15 protein-coding genes are annotated in these 20380 nt (G+C 41.1%); all 15 read right to left on the bottom strand.

Translation table 11 applies throughout. The annotated features are described in order from the left end of the window. Positions 1-4: 4 nt before the first annotated feature. The 15 genes from BUQ87_RS15120 to BUQ87_RS04150 all read right to left on the bottom strand — a co-directional run bounded on the left by BUQ87_RS15120 (position 5) and on the right by BUQ87_RS04150 (position 20380). Positions 5-2140: a hypothetical protein gene (locus tag BUQ87_RS15120; RefSeq protein ID WP_207647171.1), complete on the bottom strand. Its 2136-nt coding sequence runs from the start codon at positions 2138-2140 to the stop codon at positions 5-7. Positions 2141-2176: 36 nt separating this feature from the next. Continuing rightward, positions 2177-2434 carry an IreB family regulatory phosphoprotein gene (locus BUQ87_RS04215; RefSeq protein WP_038268141.1) on the bottom strand — a complete coding sequence of 86 codons (258 nt, stop codon included), beginning with the start codon at positions 2432-2434 and terminating at the stop codon, positions 2177-2179. Between the two features lie 129 nt (positions 2435-2563). Continuing rightward, the gene (gene alaS / locus BUQ87_RS04210; protein WP_038268138.1) at positions 2564-5203 is read right to left on the bottom strand and encodes an alanine--tRNA ligase; all 2640 of its coding nucleotides are present in this window, start codon (positions 5201-5203) and stop codon (positions 2564-2566) included. A gap of 194 nt (positions 5204-5397) precedes the next feature. After that, entirely contained in the window at positions 5398-6471 is a 1074-nt protein-coding gene (gene mnmA / locus BUQ87_RS04205) for a tRNA 2-thiouridine(34) synthase MnmA (RefSeq protein WP_038268136.1), read from the bottom strand. Between the two features lie 106 nt (positions 6472-6577). Further along, entirely contained in the window at positions 6578-7015 is a 438-nt protein-coding gene (gene nifU / locus BUQ87_RS04200; protein WP_038268134.1) for a Fe-S cluster assembly scaffold protein NifU, read from the bottom strand. After that, on the bottom strand, positions 7008-8204 hold the full coding sequence (gene nifS, locus BUQ87_RS04195; RefSeq protein ID WP_038268132.1) for a cysteine desulfurase NifS: 1197 nt from the start codon (positions 8202-8204) through the stop codon (positions 7008-7010). Before nifS ends, nifU begins: the two co-directional genes overlap by 8 nt. A gap of 12 nt (positions 8205-8216) precedes the next feature. Beyond that, positions 8217-8657, bottom strand: coding sequence for an RrF2 family transcriptional regulator (locus tag BUQ87_RS04190; RefSeq protein WP_038268130.1), 441 nt, complete (start codon positions 8655-8657; stop codon positions 8217-8219). 201 nt (positions 8658-8858) lie between these two features. Continuing rightward, positions 8859-12296, bottom strand: coding sequence for a pyruvate carboxylase (locus tag BUQ87_RS04185; RefSeq protein WP_038268128.1), 3438 nt, complete (start codon positions 12294-12296; stop codon positions 8859-8861). Between the two features lie 372 nt (positions 12297-12668). Then, complete coding sequence (locus BUQ87_RS04180) at positions 12669-13949, bottom strand: replication-associated recombination protein A (RefSeq protein WP_038268124.1); 1281 nt, start codon at positions 13947-13949, stop codon at positions 12669-12671. Positions 13950-13996: 47 nt separating this feature from the next. Continuing rightward, positions 13997-14776, bottom strand: coding sequence for a GTP-sensing pleiotropic transcriptional regulator CodY (gene codY, locus BUQ87_RS04175; RefSeq protein ID WP_038268122.1), 780 nt, complete (start codon positions 14774-14776; stop codon positions 13997-13999). Positions 14777-14948: 172 nt separating this feature from the next. Continuing rightward, positions 14949-17015, bottom strand: a complete 2067-nt coding sequence (gene topA, locus BUQ87_RS04170; protein ID WP_038268119.1) for a type I DNA topoisomerase — start codon at positions 17013-17015, stop codon at positions 14949-14951. Positions 17016-17109: 94 nt separating this feature from the next. Next, positions 17110-18201 (bottom strand): DNA-processing protein DprA, encoded by a 1092-nt coding sequence (dprA, locus tag BUQ87_RS04165; protein WP_038268118.1) that lies wholly within the window; start codon positions 18199-18201, stop codon positions 17110-17112. A 4-nt stretch (positions 18202-18205) separates the two neighbouring features. Next, positions 18206-19732: a YifB family Mg chelatase-like AAA ATPase gene (locus BUQ87_RS04160; protein WP_038268116.1), complete on the bottom strand. Its 1527-nt coding sequence runs from the start codon at positions 19730-19732 to the stop codon at positions 18206-18208. Positions 19733-19751: 19 nt separating this feature from the next. Further along, positions 19752-20099: a YraN family protein gene (locus BUQ87_RS04155; protein WP_038268114.1), complete on the bottom strand. Its 348-nt coding sequence runs from the start codon at positions 20097-20099 to the stop codon at positions 19752-19754. A 2-nt stretch (positions 20100-20101) separates the two neighbouring features. After that, positions 20102-20380 carry an EscU/YscU/HrcU family type III secretion system export apparatus switch protein gene (locus tag BUQ87_RS04150; protein WP_038268111.1) on the bottom strand — a complete coding sequence of 93 codons (279 nt, stop codon included), beginning with the start codon at positions 20378-20380 and terminating at the stop codon, positions 20102-20104.

Here is a 20380-nt window from a genome sequence, read left to right as displayed (position 1 = left end):
CTCCCTAGCTGCCTTGCTGTGCATTTTCATGCGCAATCTTTTCCATTATGAGCAAAAGAACCGATATTATTACAAAAGATATGCTGGTGGCTGCAGAAACAACTCCAGAGTCGTTTACCGCGAACCCTACAAAGCTTCCCACTATAATTGATATCCATCCCTTTTTCAAAAACTCTTTTTCGTTGCAGACCCTTTTGAGTATTCCAAAAGGCCTGTAGAATAGCACTCCCACTATGAAAAGCGCCATTATAAACACCTTGCTCCATATTGATCCGCCTATAAGACTGGCATTCATAGCGAGCTTTCTGCTCATTATCTGGATTATCACTACCGGCCCTCCAGATATTATGCTCTGTATTGCACCTGCAAGGTGCGACTTGCTTCCAATCAAAAATATGTCTATAAATGCCATTCCAGCCACTACGACGCATACAAAGGCTGATATTGCAACTAGCTTTTTAAAGTCGATTTTTACATTGTACATCCTGAGTACAAAGAAAAGAAAGCAAAATGATGCGGTTATAGTTCCACCTACATTTGCGCCCATTTTAGGGAATCCCAGTATTACTATGGTGATTGCAAGCATTATGATCGCAGCAGCCTTTTTTATCTTTTCCTTTTGCAATAGCCCTGCAACAGAAAGCAGGCTGGCTCCTATCAGTATTCCCATGTACTCGTTTCCAACCCCGTAGTATCTCGCTCCTATCATAGCGTCATATCCGAATATAGACCTTTTAATGAGTTCCTGGCCTGTAGCTGCATCTGCAAGTATTCCAATGCCTGTCATCATGCTTATGACCATGAACCTTTCTATATTTCCCTTAATAAGCTTTTTGAGCGCGATGTACAGTATCACTGTAAGAGATATTATTATAGCCAATACAGGAGATTTTGAGGTGGCTCCAAATATCGGCTCAACCAGTAGCACAAACGGCATCACAACAGTAAGCTGCAGCACCTCCGAGAGTACACTGAAAACCTTTTTAGGAATCATACCTTTTATCAGTATGCATATGAATATCGATATCCAAAGGAGCATCTCAAACACCGCATAGCTGTAGAGCACTGGCATCCTGAGCTGATATGTAGTGCTCATCTTTTCAAATTCAGACCCTAAAAACTCAGTATTGTCGCTTCTTTCTATCTTTTGTATGCTTCTTCCAACCATGAAATCTGACTTTATTCCAAAATAGTCAAGCACATCGGCCGCTATGTCCACATTTCCTATTACGCCTTCTCTCCTTGTAGTATTGGAGTATAACACGCCCTTTCCCTGCCCTTCAAAAATGAATGCGGGAGAAAGCCTCTTATAATTTTTATATTCCAAAAGAGTAGGATATGGAGACACTATATATATCCTGTCCTTAGCATCTGCCAAATCTGACATTACATAGGATATATAATCACTTATGTTGCCGTATATCTTATTTTGCATTTCACCGTATGTCTTTTGGTTCAGGTTTTCCCTGTAAAGGTCCAGCCTGCTTGTATCCCCAAGTTCAATAGCCAAAACATCAGACTTCGAGTAATAGTCCCTCGTATATTCTTTCAAAGCCTCGTAATCTGTTCTCATTCCAAATGGCATGTAATCATCCTGAACATTTATGCCGTCTATCTTTCCGCTTTCTATACTGCCATTTTCATCCATGGCCAAAAGAGAGGCATAGCTGTGATTTTTTTCTGGAATGTCTGAATTTCCTATTACACTTATGGTCTTTCCATTTTTACTCAGCTCTTTTTGGAGAATCCCCAGATAGGCTCCGTACTCCCCAGACTCATTGCTGCTTTTGAGCATGTTTATGTTTATGTTGTTTATATGCTTTGGCTCGATGCCAGTTCTTCTTTTGAATATGACTCTATTTTCATCGTCCGAAGTGACAAAGTCTATGTCTTCAGGCTTTAAATACGCCCTTGTTCCCCATCCAATGGATGCATACGACCTTATATCGCTGGTTCCCTTCGAACCTTTGATATTCATAAGCGATACATAGCCCCTGCTTTCCAATTCCTCTTTTATAGACTTTATTTCGAGCATATCCTCCATTCCCGTCCTGCTAAGCATTATGAGTATTACTTTTCCGCTTTCATTCTGGGCATAGCTGCTTGCAAAAATAGACTGCAAAACAAAAAGGATAGTCAAAAAAACTGCGGTAAATCTTCCCTTCACACTATATACCTACTTTCCCTGCAAGTATGACTTTAAAAGTTCCTCTATAAGTTCATCTCGCTCCACTTTTCTTATTACGCTTCTGGCACTCTTATGGCTTGTTATATAAGTCGGGTCTCCTGATAGTATATATCCTACAAGCTGGTTTATGGGATTATATCCCTTTTCTACAAGTGCCTCATACACTATTTCAAGCACCTGCTTCGGAGTCATATTTTCGTCTTTTACCGCCTCAAATTTCATTGTGTTTTTATTCTCAAAAGTCATATTATCACCTTCTAATATAATAAATTTTACCTCTTATGACATTATAACACACCACAATGACCTTAGTCTTGAATTAGTCGAATAAGGAGCAGAATAAACTGCTCCTTATTAATTTACATTAAATGTATTCTATTTTAGCTGAGACTTTATTATATCCGCAACTTTCGAAAGCGCCTCATCGACTTTAGAAGGGTCTTTTCCACCGGCTTGAGCCATGTCTGGCCTTCCACCGCCGCCTCCTCCAGTCATTTTTGCAACCTCTTTAACTATGTTTCCTGCGTGCACTCCCTTGGCCATAAGGTCCTTTGTCGCAGCGCATACAAAGTTTACCTTGTCTCCATCTATATTCGCAAGAACTATCACAGCAGATCCCATTTTGTCTCTAAGTTTGTCGGCACTGTCTCTTAGAGAATCCATGTCAGTGTTTTCAAACTTATAAGCTATAAAGCCTACTCCGTCAACGCTCTCTTTATTATTCAATATGTCGTCTATTGAGCTTGAAAGCAGCTTAGACTTCATTGAGCTTATCTCTTTCTCCATGTCCTTCATCTGGCTCATAACTGCGCCTGACCTGTTTACAATATTGTCCTCCTTGGCCTTTAGCACAGAGCACACTTCCTCTATAAGGGCCTGCTTTTGGTTAAGCATGTTGTAAACCGCCATTCCCGTTACAGCCTCTATTCTTCTTACTCCGGCTGCAACTCCGCTTTCAGAAAGTATTTTGAAAAGTCCTACCTGCGAAGTGTTTTCAAGATGAGTTCCTCCACAAAGCTCCATTGAGTAGTCTCCCATTTTTACAACCCTTACCCTGTCTCCGTATTTTTCTCCAAACAGTGCAGTTGCTCCCATTTTCTTTGCCTCTTCCAGTGAAGCGTCTATGACGTCTACCTTGTGAGCCTTAAGTATGTTTATGTTTACTATTCTCTCAACCTCAAGAAGTTCTTCTTTTGATATCGACTCGAAATGAGTAAAGTCGAATCTAAGTTTTTCGTGGCTTACAAGGGATCCAGACTGCTCTACGTGAGTTCCAAGTACATGCTTAAGCGCAGTGTGAAGCATGTGCGTTGCAGTGTGGTTTCTTCCAGTAGCCATTCTCATCTCTTCAAGTACAAGTGCGTCTACCCTCTGGCCTGTTTTTATCTGGCCGCTTTCAACTACCACTTCATGGTGTATTCTTGCATTTAGACCTTTTTGAGTATCTGTAACTCTTGCCTTGAATCCACCTGATATAAGCTCTCCCTTGTCGCCTGCCTGGCCTCCGCTTTCAGCATAAAAAGGAGTCTTGTCCAGTATTATTGTTACCTTTTCGCCTTCAGATGCAGAGTCCACAAGCTCATTTTCTTTAACTATTACAAGCACTGTAGATTCCATCTGCAGCTTTTCATATCCCATGAATTCGCTCTTTATGCTGCTGTCAAGGCTGTCAAATACGTCTTCCTTCCAGCCTGCGCCTTCCATGTCTCCTCTTGCGCTTCTCGCTCTTTCCCTTTGCTTTTCCATTTCAGATTCAAAGCCCTCTTCGTCCACATTTAGGCCTTCTTCTTCTGCAATCTCCTTTGTAAGGTCTACAGGGAATCCGTATGTGTCATAAAGCTTGAATGCGTCTTCTCCTGATATGGTATCGCTTCCTGAAGCCTTTACATTTTCCATATGGTCTTTAAGCATGTCCATACCCTGGTCTATTGTCTCCTGGAATCTGTCTTCCTCTATTCTAAGTATCTTTTTGATGTAATCTCTTTTTTCTATAAGCTCAGGATATGCGTCTCCGCTCACCTCTATAACTTTTTCCATAAGGTTTACAAGGAATGCCCCTTCTACGCCAAGAAGTTTTCCGTGTCTTGCCGCTCTTCTAAGAAGCCTTCTAAGCACGTATCCTCTTCCCTCGTTAGACGGAAGAACTCCATCTGCTATCATGAATGTAACGGCCCTTACGTGGTCTGTTATTATCCTTATAGACGTGTCGTTTTTGGCGTCTTTTCCGTATTCTGCCCCTGAAATTGCAAGTACGCCGTTTAGTATGTGCCTTATTGTGTCAACTTCAAATATAGTGTTTACATCCTGCATTATGCATGCCATTCTTTCAAGGCCCATACCCGTATCTATGTTTGGGCTTGGCAGCGGATGGTATACTCCCTCTTCATCCTTGTCGAACTGAGTGAACACGTGGTTCCAAAACTCAAGGTATCTGTCGCAGTCGCATCCAGGCTTGCAGTCTGGGCTGCCGCATCCGTACGCTTCGCCTCTGTCATAGTAAAGCTCCGAGCAAGGTCCGCAAGGTCCCACTCCTATCTCCCAGAAGTTGTCCTCTTTTCCCAGTCTCACCATTCTTTCGGCAGGAATTCCAACTTCCTTGTTCCATATTTCAAACGCCTCGTCGTCATCCTCATATACGCTTATCCAAATTTTGTCAGCCGGTATTTCAAGGTGCTTTGTAACAAACTCCCATCCCCAGTTTATTGACTCTCTTTTGAAATAGTCTCCAAAAGAGAAGTTTCCAAGCATTTCAAAGAATGTGGCGTGTCTTGCCGTAACGCCTACATTTTCTATATCACCTGTTCTTATACATTTTTGGCATGTAGCCATTCTCTTTTTAGGAGGCTCTTCCTTTCCCATGAAATATGCCTTCATAGGGGCCATTCCCGCATTTATAAGCAGTAGACTGTCGTCTCCCTGCGGTACCAGCGGATAACTCTGTCTTACATAGTGGTCCTTTGATTCAAAAAAATCAAGAAATCTTTTCCTTATTTCATTTAAACCTAGCTTTTTCATTTGCTACCTCCCTAAGAAACAAGCATGTAAAAATAAATCCCTCGCCTCCTGCTTCTCAAAGCGAGGCAAAGGACTATTATATAGAGCATGCTTGCAGCATTTGTCTTTATTTAGTAAGTCATACTTTAAATATTAATACATACAGTTTAATTATGTCAATATCATAAGGATAAAATAAAGTTGTATACTACATATTATATGGCCTTTTCTATTATTCCTCCGCCAAACACATAGTCTCCCTTGTATATTACAACTGACTGGCCAGGGGTTATGGCCCTTTCAGCGTTTTCAAAGACTATTTTGACCTTGTCCCTGCCTATCTTGTATATGTTTGCCTTTTTGGCCTTTGCGCTGTATCTCACCTTTGCGTATACAGTCATTCCGTCTTCAATCTCGTCGCAGTATATGAGATTGAAGTCTTTTGCTATGAGGCCCTTTTTGAAGACGTCTTCATTGTCTCCTATTATGACCTGGTTTTTCTTTGCATTTATGCCCACTACGTATGCCGGCTTTCCAAGCGCTATCCCAAGGCCCTTTCTCTGGCCTACCGTATACTTTACTATGCCCCTGTGTTTTCCAAGCACTTTTCCGTTCTTGTCCACGAAGTCTCCGCAAGGTATGTCCTTTTGGGAATACTCTTTTATGAACCTGTAGTAGTCATCGTCTTCCACAAAGCATATTTCCTGGCTGTCAGGCTTGTTTGCGGTCACAAGGCCTATCTTTGCGGCGATTTCCCTTATCTGGTCCTTGTTGTAGTTTCCAAGTGGAAGCAGTGTCCTCTCCAGCTGGTACTGCGTCATGTTGTATAGCGCATATGTCTGGTCTTTTTCATCCGTATCGGATTTTTTGAGAAGGTATCTGCCGCTTTCACTGTCATGCTCGACCTTCGAATAGTGCCCCGTGGCCACATAGTCGCATTCAAGCATTTGGGCCTTCTTTAAAAACGCGTCGAATTTTATGTGCTTGTTGCACGCTATGCAAGGGTTTGGAGTTTTCCCGTTCAGGTATTCGTCCACAAAGTAGTCTACGACCTTCTCTTTGAAAACGTCCCTCATGTTGAGCACATAAAACGGTATTCCAATCTTTTCGGCAACCATCCTCGCATCTTCAACAGCCGACAGCGAGCAGCAAGCCTTTTCTCTTTCAGCTTCGCCGTCCCAAAGTTTCATAAACACTCCTATTACATCGTATCCCTGCTCTTTTAAAAGGTATGCAGCAACGGAACTGTCCACGCCGCCGCTCATTCCTATCATTACTCTTTTTTTCATAAAACCACCCATCTTCATAATATAAGCCTACTTCACATAATATTACAACAAACGCTAACTTTAATCAATAAAAAAGACCTGCTGACTATGCAGGTCTTTTGAAATCTTACTCTTCTTCGTGGTCGTGATCGTGATGAACATCTTCAAATTCTATGCCGTCAAGCTCTTCTATGTGGATATTGTGCCTGTTGGCATAGTCTAGTAGAGCCCTTTTTATCGTCTGCTCTGCAAGAACCGAACAGTGTATCTTAGGTCCCGGAAGTCCTCCTAGGGCCTCTACAACATCCTTGTTTGTAAGCGCTAGGGCTTCCTTTATAGTCTTTCCCTTTACCATTTCAGTAGCCATACTTGAGCTTGCAATTGCCGATGCGCATCCGTAAGTTTGGAATTTCACATCCACTATTACATCTCCTTCTATTTTAAGGTAAACCTTCATTTCGTCTCCACATGCCGGGCTTCCCGCTTCTCCTATGCCGTCTGCATTAGGTATTACACCTACGTTTCTTGGATTTACAAAATACTCCATAACCTTTTCATTATACATGAGCTTTTTCCCCTTTCATAAACTTATCGTATAGAGGAGACATTCCTCTTAATCTTTCAACTATTTTTTCAAGATGGCCTACAACATATTCTATGTCCTCTTCCCTTGTCATATCTCCTATTGAAAGTCTGAGTGAGCCATGGGCTATCTCATGCGGAAGCCCTATGGCCATAAGGACATGCGACGGATCCAGTGATCCCGAAGTGCATGCCGAGCCACTTGATCCTGCGATTCCTACAATGTCAAGACTTAGAAGTATTGCTTCTCCCTCTATGAATTTAAAGCAGAAGTTTGCATTCCCAGAAAGCCTCTTTGTAGGGTGGCCATTTAATATAGTGTGAGGTATTCTTTCCATTACAGAATTTATAAGCTTGTCTCTAAGCTGCGTAGTCTTTTTTATGTGCTCGTCTATGTTTGAAGTTGCAAGCTCTACTGCCTTTGCAAAAGCCATTATTCCTGCAACATTTTCAGTTCCTGCCCTTTTTCTTCTTTCCTGGGCTCCTCCGTGTATAAGCGGGTGAAGCTTTATTCCCTTTCTCATATAGAGGGCTCCTATTCCCTTAGGCCCGTATATCTTGTGTGCAGTTATGGCCATAAGGTCTACCCCGAGTTCCTGTACGTCTATTTCTATATTTCCAAGCGCCTGAACAGCATCAGTGTGGAAGAACACTTTCTTTTCCTTTGCTATCTGGGCAATCTCCCTGATCGGCTGAACGCTTCCTATTTCGTTGTTGGCATACATAACCGTTATGAGTATGGTAGTGTCCTTTATGGCATTTTTAAGATCTTCCATTTTTACTATTCCATACTCGTCCACATCAAGGTATGTAACTTCAAAGCCGTGATGCTTTTCAAGGTATTCGCAGGCGTGAAGCACTGCGTGGTGCTCTATTTTAGATGTTATTATGTGATTTCCCTTGTCTTTGTATGCAAAAGCTATTCCCTTTATTGCCATATTGTCCGCTTCAGACCCTCCGCCTGTAAAGAATATGTCTTCAGGCTTTGCATTTATTGCCTTTGCGATAGTGGCTCTAGCCTCTGTTATGGCATTTTTCACGCTTCTTCCGAAAGAGTGAACGCTTGACGGATTCCCGAATTCTTCATTAAGATATGGAAGCATAGCTTCGACAACTTCTTTTTTTATTGGTGTAGTTGCTGCATAATCCATATATATCTTTCTTGTTTCCATATAATTCAGCTCCTATCTTTTAATTTTGATTTCTATCTGCATTTTTTTGTGATGGTCTTTTACCATGTCTTCAAGAGTTATTCCATCCATTACTGAATCTATGCTTTTTTTCATTTTTTCCCAGACTTCTTTTGTTACGCAAATCTCTGCGTTCTCACATGAATCCTCATCCACAACGCATTCCGATGGTACAAGCGGCCCTTCAAGAACCCTTATTACATCCCCAACAGTTATCTCACCTGACTGCTTTGCCAGAAGGTATCCTCCCTGAGAACCCCTTACGCTCTTTACAAGCTTCGCCCTTTTAAGCGGTGACATGATCTGTTCAAGGTACTGCTCTGAAACGTTTTGCTGCTTTGCTATATATTTTAGGGCCAATGGACCCTTGCCTTCATTGAGAGCAAGTGCAAACATTGCCTTAAGTCCATATCTTCCCTTTGTAGATAAAATCAAAAGATCACCTTCTTTCAATCCCTAGTAAACCGATAGGAATTCTTAGGTAAAGTATATTACAGCGTCTCTTTTTTGTCAACATTCCCAAGTTGTTTTTTTTGAAAACCTTTTCACAATCTGCTGCAGTCCACTTGTATGCCTGTTTACGCGCAAAAGCCGCCGGGTAATCCCGGCGGCTCTATTTTGATGACATTTATATTTTTACTGTTCTTTAAGCGATATTAGAAGTTGCTTGTCTGAAACCATTTTTCCTTCTTCTACATATACTTTTTCTATTACACCATTGCACTTTGAAACTATTGTAGTTTCCATTTTCATGGCTTCTATAACTATAAGAGGCTGGTTCTCTTCTACTACGTCTCCCTCTTTTGCTATAATCTTTATTACTTTTCCTGGTATGCTCGCGCCCACCTGAAGCTTGTCTGACATGTCAGCCCTTAGTATGTGGTCTTCAGCAGACTGCGCATTCATGTCTTCTATTTCTACTTCTCTTCTTATTCCGTTAAGTTCGAATGTCACTGTCTTCATTCCGCTGCTCTTTGCATCGCCGATGTCTATAAGTCTTATAGATAGAGTCTTTCCTTCTTCTATCTCAACTTCGCATTCCTCTCCCTTTCTAAGTCCGTGGAAGAACACATGGCTTTCCAGTCTCGAAATGTCAGTGTATTCACTCATGTAATGTTTTAGGTAGTCCTCGTAAACCTTAGGATACAGGCAATAGCTTATTACATTTCTCATGTTTGCATCTTTTATTCCATGCTTTTCTTTAAGGTATTCCTTTATCTTGTCAAAATCTTCATCTTCAAGAAGTTCTCCAGGTCTTGAAGTTATAGGCTCTTCTCCCTTTAGCACTATGTCCTGAAGCTCTTTTGGGAATCCTCCGACAGGCTGTCCTATCATACCCTTGCAGTAGTCGACTACAGAGTCTGGGAATGAAAGGTTCTTTCCTGCCTCATATATGTTTTCATTGTCAAGCTCATTTTTCTCCATGAATATTGCAAGGTCCCCAACCACTTTAGATGATGGCGTAACCTTTATTATATCTCCAAGAAGCTCATTTGCCATTTTGTATTTTTCCTTGACTTCCTTGAATCTTCCTCCAAGTCCAAGGCTTTCAACCTGAGGCTTAAGGTTCGAATACTGGCCTCCAGGAATCTCATACTTGTATATCTCCGCAGAAGACGTCTTAAGGTCACTTTCAAATCCGTGGTACACGCCTCTTAGCTGCTTGTAGTACTCATCCAGTTTTCCTATGTTCTCCATGCTAAGGCCAGTCTCTCTTTCCGAGCCGCCAAGAGCCTCTACAAGGCTGTTTAGAGACGGCTGGCTTGTAAGACCTGACATAGCTTCAAGTGCACAGTCTACAACGTCCACACCCGCATCCGCAGCCATCATAAGCGTTGCTATTCCGTTGCCGCTTGTGTCGTGAGTGTGAAGGTGAACTGGTAGCGAAGTTTCCTGCTTAAGCGCCGTTATAAGCTTGTGTGCGGCATATGGCTTTAGCAGTCCTGCCATGTCCTTTATTGCTATCATGTGGACTCCAAGGCTCTCAAGCTCCTTGGCCATGTTAACGTAGTATTCAAGGTTGTATTTTGTCTTGCTCTCATCAAGTATGTTTCCCGTGTAGCAGAGCGAAGCCTCTACAAACTTTCCTGTCTTCAGCGCTTCTGCTATAGGAAGCTTCATGTTCTCAACCCAGTTAAGGCTGTCGAATATTCTAAATACGTCTATTCCTGCGTCTGCAGACTCTTTTATGAACTGCTTTATAACATTGTCCGGATAGTTTCTATATCCCACGGCATTTGAAGCTCTAAGAAGCATCTGGAACATAACATTAGGGATGTTTTCTCTAAGCTGCTCAAGTCTTCTCCATGGCGACTCCTTAAGGAATCTGTATGCAACGTCGAATGTAGCTCCTCCCCACATTTCAAGAGAGAACAGGTCGTTCATGTATTTGCTTGTAGCTTCCGATACCTTAAGGAAGTCGTTAGTTCTGAATCTTGTAGCCACAAGCGACTGGTGGGCATCCCTCATTGTAGTGTCTGTGATAAGAAGTTTCTTTTGGTCTTTCACCCACTGTGCATATTTTGCTGCTCCCATTTCCTGAAGCATATCCCTAGATCCCTTTTTCACATCAAGCATAGATACGTCTGGCGCAATTACGTTTTCAAAGTCGTGCTTTTCGCCTTTTCTTTCATTTACCATTACGTTTCCTATGAAGTTAAGTATTCTTGTAGCCCTGTCTCTTCCTTCCTCTATCTCAAACAGTTCTCTTGTGTCATCCACAAATTTTGTATCGCATTGTCCTTCAAGGAATTTTTCATGGCTAAGTACGTTAAGAAGGAATCCTACGTTTGTCTTTACGCCTCTTACACGAAGCTCTTTAAGCGAACGCATGGCCTTTCTTGCTGCACCTTTGAATGTTCTGTCCCACGATATTGTCTTTACAAGAAGACTGTCGTAGAATGGAGTGATTTCAGATCCTGAGAATCCATTTCCTCCATCAAGTCTTATTCCAAATCCTGAACCAGTTCTGTAAACGTCTATCCTTCCAGTATCTGGCATGAAATTGTTTTTAGGGTCTTCAGTTGTTATTCTTGACTGTATAGAATAACCATTTATTTTTATGTCATCTTGTGATTTTATGTTTATTTCAGGTCCTGAAAGCTCGCATCCCTGAGCTACCAGTATCTGGCTTTGAACAAGGTCTATTCCAGTTATCATTTCAGTAACAGTGTGCTCAACCTGTATTCTAGGATTCATCTCTATGAAGTAGTGATTTCCCGCATCGTCAACTAGGAACTCAAGAGTTCCGGCATTTGAATAGTCAACATGCTTTGCAAGTTTTACGGCATCTTCACATATGCTATGTCTTAAATCATCAGAAAGAGAGAATGCTGGAGCATACTCGACTATCTTCTGGTGTCTTCTTTGTACAGAGCAATCCCTTTCGTAAAGGTGAACTATGTTGCCGTGCTTGTCTCCAAGAATCTGAACCTCTATGTGTTTTGGACTTCTAAGGTATTTTTCAATGAACACCGCAGAGCTTCCAAACGCCTTTTGAGATTCGCTGACAGCACTTTCAAAACCAAGCACCAAATCATCTTCTTTTTCTATTATCCTCATACCTCTTCCGCCGCCGCCATTAGACGCCTTTAGTATTACAGGATATCCTACCTTTGCCGCTACTTCCTTAGCCTCTTCCACATTCATTATCTGGTGGTCGACCCCCGGAATCGTTGGAACTCCAACTTCAGCTGCCATTTTCTTAGAGCTTATCTTGTCTCCCATTTTTTCCATGGTCTCTGCCGAAGGCCCTATGAAAGCTATGCCGTTTCTTTCGCATTTTTTCACGAATTCAGGGTTTTCAGAAAGGAATCCATATCCTGGGTGTATTGCATCTACGCCTTTTTTCTTGGCAAGATGTATTATCCCGTCAATGTCAAGATATGCCTCTATAGGCCCTTTTCCCTCTCCTATAAGGTATGACTCATCTGCTTTTGTTCTGTGAAGACCATATTTGTCTTCTTCTGTATAAACACCCACTGTTCTTATTCCAAGCTCTGAACAAGCTCTGAATACTCTTATAGCTATTTCACCACGATTTGCCACAAGAACTTTTTTAAATTCTCTAACCACACTTATCAACTCCTAATTCAAAAATTATGACTTTTTGTTCGTATAATGGCGTATATTTTTTATTGTATCGACAATATACTTCATTTTGATAAATTTATTAGAATGATATCATAAAAAACCTAATATTTCAATATCCTTATCAGGATATTATAGAATAAAAAAGTATTTTATGCTATTCTTTTTTTATTTATGACCTGTTTTTATCCATTTCACTTTATTTTGTGACATATTAAACAATAATCCATTTGTATGGCACCCGCAAGTCGTTGTCGCCTGTTTACATACATCACAGTTTGTTTTACCGGACAAAAAAATTTAATCAAAAAATATTTCTCTAATCAAATTTACCCTGTTTTCAGCGCACTGAAACTATTACACCCCTTTTTTCTTTATTGAATTTAAATATTCAAATGCGCTTTTTTCAAATTTATTGTCCGCCGGTGTATAGTATTTTGAATTTTGAATGTTTTCAGGCATGTACTTTTGATGTACATACGAGTTTTCATAATTGTGTGGATATTTGTACCCTACTCCCCTACCCATATTTTGTGAGCCTCTGTAGTGACTGTCCCTTATGTGCATTGGAATTTGTCCTATATCCTTGCTTTCAATATCGCTAAGAGCCCTGTCTATGGCTGTAAGAACCGAATTGGACTTCGGAGACGACGCCAGAAGTATCACCGCCTGTGCAAGCGGAATTCTCGCTTCCGGAAATCCAAGCTGGTTTGCACTGTCTGTGCAGGCCTTCACTATGCTTATGGCATTCGGATATGCAAGCCCTATGTCTTCAGACGCTATTACAATGAGCCTTCTTGTTATCGACTGCAAGTCCCCCGCCTTTATGAGTCTTGCCAGATAGTGAAGCGATGCATCCACATCGCTTCCCCTTATAGACTTTTGGAATGCGCTGAGTATGTCATAGTGGTTATCACCCGACCTGTCGTAACTTATCATCTTTATGTCCAGGCCGTTTTCTATAGATGATGAGACCAAAGTCAGCTCCATGTCTTCGCTTATATCCAGCGAAAACATCGCCGCCTCCAGTATGTTTATGGCCTTTCTAAGATCTCCATTTGAAAACACAGCTATTTTTTCAAAAGCCTCTTTTTCGTAGTTTATTGTATATCCGTCAAACTCATCCTCTTCAAGAAGCCCTATGGCCTTTTGCAGCCCCTTTACTATGTCACTTGTCCCTAGCGGCTTGAATTCAAACACTATAGACCTGCTTAAAAGCGCATTATAAACATAGTGGTGCGGATTTTCAGTAGTGCTTGCTATAAGGGTGATTTTCCCATTTTCAATGTATTCAAGTATTGTCTGCTGCTGTTTTTTGTTGAAGCTTTGTATTTCATCTATATATAGTATTATTCCATTGACATTCGATATCTCATTGCTTTTGGATATCACCTGCTTTATGTCTGAAACTGATGAAGTCGTTGCGTTTATATTAAAAAACTCCATATCGAGGGTATGTGAAATTATATTTGCAAGGCTAGTCTTGCCCGTTCCAGACGGCCCATAAAGTATCATATTCGTAATCCTTTTGGCATTTATCATATTTGCAAGCGCTTTCCCTTTTCCTATTATATGACTTTGCCCTATCATATCCTCAATTTTTGCAGGTCTCATTCTCTCTGCAAGCGGTTTTAGCATTTAAATCCTCCTAAAAAAATAAAAGTAGGGAAACCCTACTTTCACTCTTAACCTTTAAGTTTTTTAAGCTCATCCATAAGCTTGTCATTCAGTATCTTTATGTGAGTTCCCTTCATTCCAAGAGACCTGGATTCAATCACTCCAGCACTTTCAAACTTTCTAAGTGCATTTACTATTACAGACCTTGTTATTCCCACTCTGTCGGCTATCTTGCTTGCCACGAGAAGCCCTTCCTCTCCGTCAAGCTCGTCGAATATGTGCTCCACGGCTTCAAGCTCCGAATAAGAAAGCGTTCCCACAGCCATTTGAACCACGGCCTTTTTCCTCATTTCCTCTTCAAGCTCGTCACTCTTTGCCCTTAGTATCTCAAGACCTACTATTGTAGCACTGTACTCGGCAAGCACCAGGTCCTCGTCGCAAAACTCTTCATCGTATCTTGAAAGAAGCATTGTTCCAAGTCTTGTTCCACTTCCCATAAGAGGCACTATAGTTGCAAACTTGTTGTAGCTTTCTATATCGTATTTGAAAACCTTCAAGAACTCGTCTTTTGTAAGGTTGTATACCGTCTGGTTTATCCTCATAAGGTTTTCAGAATATTCCTCCGGGAATTTTTCCTCTCCGGTCTCCTCGTCCACTATAGTTGAGCTGTCCGAAACATGCGTAAGCTCAAGTCCAAGCACCTTTCCTGCCGTATTCACTATATATACGTTTGCATTTAAGACCTCACTCAGTATTTTGCACAGTTCTGAAAATGAAACAGGATTCGATCCCGATTTTTGAAGAATCCCGTTTAATTTTCTAGTTTTACTCAGCAATTCGCTAGCCATAAAAATCCTCCTCGGTTTTGTTTTTTACTTTAAGTGCATCTTCCACTATATAAATATTACCTGTTCGTTTATTTTTAAACGTAGTTTTCGACTTTAAATGTATACAAAGCACAACTGAATATTATCATACTGTCGCGGATTTATCAATATCAATTTATTCTCAAATGTCTAATTATTTTAAATCTTTTTCATAGTCGCAATCTTTATTCGAGCATTTTACGTATTCTCTCTTCTTTGTTCTTTTTTCCACAAGATATTCCGAGCACTGCGGACAGTTCTCGCCCGTAGGCTTTGCCCACGATACAAAATCGCATTCAGGATATTCTGAGCATCCATAAAAAACTCTGCCCTTCCTGCTCCTTCTTTCCACAACCTCTCCCTTTTGACATTTAGGACATATTGTGCCGGTCTTGTTCAGTATTGGCTTTGTATTTTTACATTCAGGGTAGTTCTTGCACGCCATGAACTTACCGTATCTTCCGTATTTGATGACCATATTCGATCCACATTTTTCACAGATTTCATCAGTTTCCTCTTCCATTGAAACCTTTTCTATAGTCTCTTCCGCCTTCTTGAGCGCCTCTTCAAGAGGTCCGTAGTACTCCTCGACAATCTTTTTCCACTCAAGGCTGCCTTCCTCGATGAGATCGAGCTTGCTTTCCATGTCGGCCGTAAACTTCACGTCTATTACATACTCAAAGTTTTGCTCCATTATCTCATTTACTATCTCTCCTAGTTCGGATGGAACAAGGCTATTTGCCTCTTTTTCAACATATCCTCTTGCAAGTATTGTAGATATTGTAGGCGAATACGTACTCGGTCTTCCTATTCCAAGTTCTTCAAGCGTTTTTACGAGTGATGCTTCCGAATACCTTGGCGGCGGCTGAGTGAAATGCTGCTTCGGAAGGGTCTCCACCATTTTAAGCACTTCATTTTCATCTATGTGAGGAAGTATTGTGTCTTCCTGCTTTGCGAATGTATATACCTTTAAAAAACCTTCAAACTTAAGTTTTGAGCCATTTGCCTTAAAGCTGTATCCGCCTGCATTTGCAATTATGCTCTGACCCTCGTATACTGCATCAGACATCATTGATGCCACAAACCTTTCCCATATGAGCTTGTAAAGCTTGTACTGCTGAGGCGAAAGCGAGTCTTTTATCTGGTCAGGCGTCTTTTCGACATATGTTGGCCTTATGGCCTCATGAGCGTCTTGAACCTTTTTTTCATTCTTTTTGGGGCTTTTTTTATAGCCTTTGAAATACTCAGTCCCTATATTTTCAACTATGAAGCCCTTTCCTTTTTCAAGTGCCTCATCGGATATTCTTGTGGAATCGGTCCTTATATATGATACAAGTCCTACCGTTCCCTCTCCTTTGACTTCTATCCCTTCATATAGCTGCTGGGCTATCATCATAGTCTTTTTAGTCGAAAAATTAAGCCTGCTTGAGGCTTCCTGCTGAAGCGAACTTGTTGTGAAAGCCGCAAGCGACTTTCTCTTTCTCTCCTTTGTCTCTATCTGCTCCACTGCAAGATTTTCGCCTTTTATCTGCGAGAGTATCTTGTCCATTTCCTCTTTGTTGTTTATGTCTATCTTCTTTTTTGAATCCCCATGGAATTTAAATTCGACATTCTCCGAATTCTTGTTTTCCACTGTCACTTGGAGCGTCCAGTATTCCTGCGGCTCAAACGCTTCTATCTCCCTTTCCCTGTCGCATATTATCTTCACTACTGCAGACTGAACCCTTCCTGCGCTGAGGCCTTTTCTAAGCTTTCTCCACAAAAGAGGGCTTATCTGGTATCCAACAAGCCTGTCAAGAACCCTTCTGGCCTGCTGTGCGTCTACAAGGCTCATGTCTATTTCCCTCGGGCTCTTTATGGCCTTTTTTATGGCATCCTTTGTTATCTCGTTAAACTCTATCCTACATTTATCCTTCTCTTCAAGTTTGAGTATGTTTGCCAGATGCCACGAAATCGCCTCGCCCTCTCTGTCGGGGTCGGTCGCGAGATATATCCTGTCTACCTTTTTCGCCTCTTTTTTTATTTCATTTATTGTAGGCCCCTTACCCCTTATAGTTATATACTGGGGCTCGAAATTATTTTCTATATCCACACCAAGCTTGCTTTTAGGTAAGTCCCTTACATGTCCTATGGAGGCCTTGACTTTGTAATTTTTCCCTAGAAATTTTCCTATCGTCTTAGCTTTGGCTGGTGATTCAACTATAACCAAATTCTTTGCCATTAAAAGGTACACCTCCGAAAATTATGTTTCAAAATATTTATTTGAAAATAAATAGCAATTTGAATATACTGCATAGCCATCTATTTCAACATGCTTATATTGTTACAGAATATACATTCCCTCCTAATTCTAATACTATACCTTTAATTTGTAAAATATTCAACACCCCAAGTATATCCTTTATGCAAATGCCTGTACTTGCACATATAATGTCCACATGCATGCTCCCGTTCGTTTCCAACAGATCCACTATCTTTTTCTCGAGTTTTGAAAGTTTTACATTTTCTTTAAATTCCCTTTTATGTATGCATGTTTTTATACCATACTCTTCAAGTATGTCCTGCGCGCATGTGACAAGTTTTGCCCCTTCTTTTATTATGGAATTTGTCCCTTCGCTCATTCTGGAATTGATATTTCCCGGAACTGCAAATACATTTTTCCCCTGCTCAAGTGCGTAGTCCATTGTTATTAGAGATCCGCTCTTTTTAGCAGCTTCAACTACTAATACTCCGTTTGAAATTCCGCTTATTATCCTGTTTCTCATTGGGAAGAATCCTGGAATAGCGTCCGTTTCCGGCGGGTATTCCGATATGACAGTTCCATTATTTTCAATTATCCTCTCCATAAGACCTTTGTTCCTGATAGGATATGGCCTGTCAAGAGAAGATCCCAGCACTGCCACCGTTTTTCCCGCTCCCGCCATTGCGGCCTCATGACTGCATGAGTCTATTCCAAAGGCCATTCCGCTTACCACGCTTACCCCCTGCTCTGAAAGTTCTTTCGAAAACTTCCTTGCGCAAATCGAGCCGTATCCCGTAGGTCTTCTGGCGCCTACAATTGCAATCGAAAAATCATCAAGCCTCTCCCTGTTGCCCTTGTAGAAAAGAACATACGGCGGGTCAAATATATTTTTGAGCTTGCCCGGGTAGCCTTCTTTGTCAACAGTCACATATCCAATCTCATATTTATCCAGCTTCCCCTTTATATCTTCCAAATACGTCTTGGTCTTATATTTGATGATGTTTTTCATAGCCTTTTCAGATATAAAATCCATGTCTCTTATATTTCTACTGTCGCAGTCCAAAATCTTATTTATATCACCTATGTACTCCTCTATATTTCGTATTGTCTTGTATCCAACCCCATCTATACACCATAATAAAAGGTAAATGTCGCTTTTGTCCATAATACTACCTCCAGTAAGAATAATACGCTTTTCTAAATGAAAAAGCCTCGGATATGTGGCTTATCTGGACAGCCTTGCTCCCTTCAACGTCTGCAATGGTTCTGGCTACTTTTAAGAGCTTATAGTATGATCTTATTGTCAAATTGAACTTTTCAAAAATTTTTTTCAAAAACTCTTTTGAATCATTGTTTAAGCAGCAGAATTCTTCAATCTGGCTTGATTGAATTTCGCTGTTGCTTTTCATGTCCAGTCCGGCAAATCGTTTCTTTTGAACTAGCCTTGCCATTTCAACTCTTGATTTTATGTCTGAAGACTTTTCTTCACAGGACTCGTTTGTGAGCTGGGAATAGTCCATGGGAATCATTTCTATGAACAAGTCGAATCTGTCAAGAAGAGGCCCCGACAGCCTGTTTAAATATCTGGCGACTTCGTTTTGACTGCACTTGCACTCTATGCTCGGATGACCATAATAACCGCAAGGACATGGATTAAGCCCTGATACGAGGAGAAACTTCGAAGGATACCTAGCGCTTATTTTAAGCCTTGTTATGTCTACAAAGCCATCTTCTATGGGCTGCCTTAGACACTCAAGAGTTTTTTTGTCAAATTCCGCAATTTCGTCCAAAAATAAAACGCCTCTGTGAGAAAGTACAACCTCTCCCGGCTTGGCGTCTCTTCCTCCGCCTATTATGGATGCCTGAGTGGCTGTATGATGAGGCGATCTAAATGGTCTTTTGTCCACAATTCCAATATTGTCATCCAAAAGGCCGCTGCAGCTGTATATGCGGCTTATCTCTATGATCTCAGAATCCGTAAGATCCGGCATTATTGACGCAATCCTTCTTGCAATCATTGTCTTGCCTGAGCCCGGAGGCCCTATCATGATCATATTGTGGTTTCCTGCGGCCGATATCTCCGCAGCCCTCTTTGCCGCATAATTCCCCTTAACCTGACTGAAGTCCTCTTTGAAATTTCCGCTTGAAACATTTATTTTCCTAGTCTCAAGAGGGTTTATCTCCTCTTCCCCCTTTAAAAAATCTGCAATATGGCTTAATCTTTCTGACGCATACACTTTTATTCCATCTACAGCAGATGCCTCTTTGACGTTTTCAAGCGGAACAAACGCATTTTTGTAGCCAAGCTCTTTAGCCTTTATTAGCATTGACAGCACACCCTTTATAGGCCTGAGTTTACCGTCAAGCGAAAGCTCTCCAAGGAATACGCTTTCCCCCGAAAGAGCCTCGTCCAATTGCATGCTGCACCCTATTATGGCCACTGCCATCGCCAGGTCAAAGTGAGTCCCTTCTTTTTTTATATCTGCAGGTGACAGGTTTACAAGTATTTTCTTGTTTGGAAAATTCATGCCGCTGTTTTTTATTGCGGATTTTATTCTCTCCTTGGCTTCTTTTATGGATGCATCCGGAAGACCTATTATAGTGAATCCCGGAAGGCCTTTTCCAACATCTATCTCCACATCCACGTTGAAAGCCTCTATCCCGCAAAGTCCCAAGCTGTAAAACTTCTTAAACATTTTGGCTACCTCCGTACACTTAAAAAGCTCCTTCTATGTGGTTTATTTTCTTTTGCGCAATATACACCTCTATTACGTCAAACCTGATTTCCTCATCAAATATGCCTTCTTGAGCTATATAGCAGTTTGCAGTCTGCATTATCTTTTTAATCTTTCTATGGTCAACTGCCTGCGCCGGATATCCAAATTGTATAGAACTTCTTGTCTTGACCTCTACAAATACTATGCATCCTCTGTCACTTGCTATTATATCTATTTCACCAAACCTTTTTCTGTAGTTCCTCTCGATTATTTTATATCCTTTTTTGCTCAAAAAGTATTCTGCTATATCCTCTCCGACCCGTCCAATTTCAACATTGCTATTCATAATTACCTGCCTTTTTTATCCCTGTCCATTTCATATATGAACGCAAGTATTTTGGCTACGGCATCATACATGACTTCGGGTATCTCGCTCTCTACTTCAAGCTGCATGAGGCTTTGCGAAATACTTTCATCCTCAAGCACCTTTATGTTGTTTTCCTGCGCCTTTTTAATTATGTTCTCGGCGACAATACCCACTCCCTTTGCCACAAGCCTTGGCGCCGAATCCTTATCCATGTCATACTTTATGGCCGTCGCGATTTTTATACCCCTTTTAACATTCAT

The sequence above is a fragment of the Peptoclostridium litorale DSM 5388 genome (genome assembly GCF_900141635.1).
GTDB classification, from domain to species: Bacteria; Bacillota; Clostridia; order Peptostreptococcales; family Peptostreptococcaceae; genus Peptoclostridium; species Peptoclostridium litorale.
The sequence above is the reverse complement of the archived record's forward strand: the minus strand, read 5'-3'. Positions and strand labels throughout refer to the sequence as shown.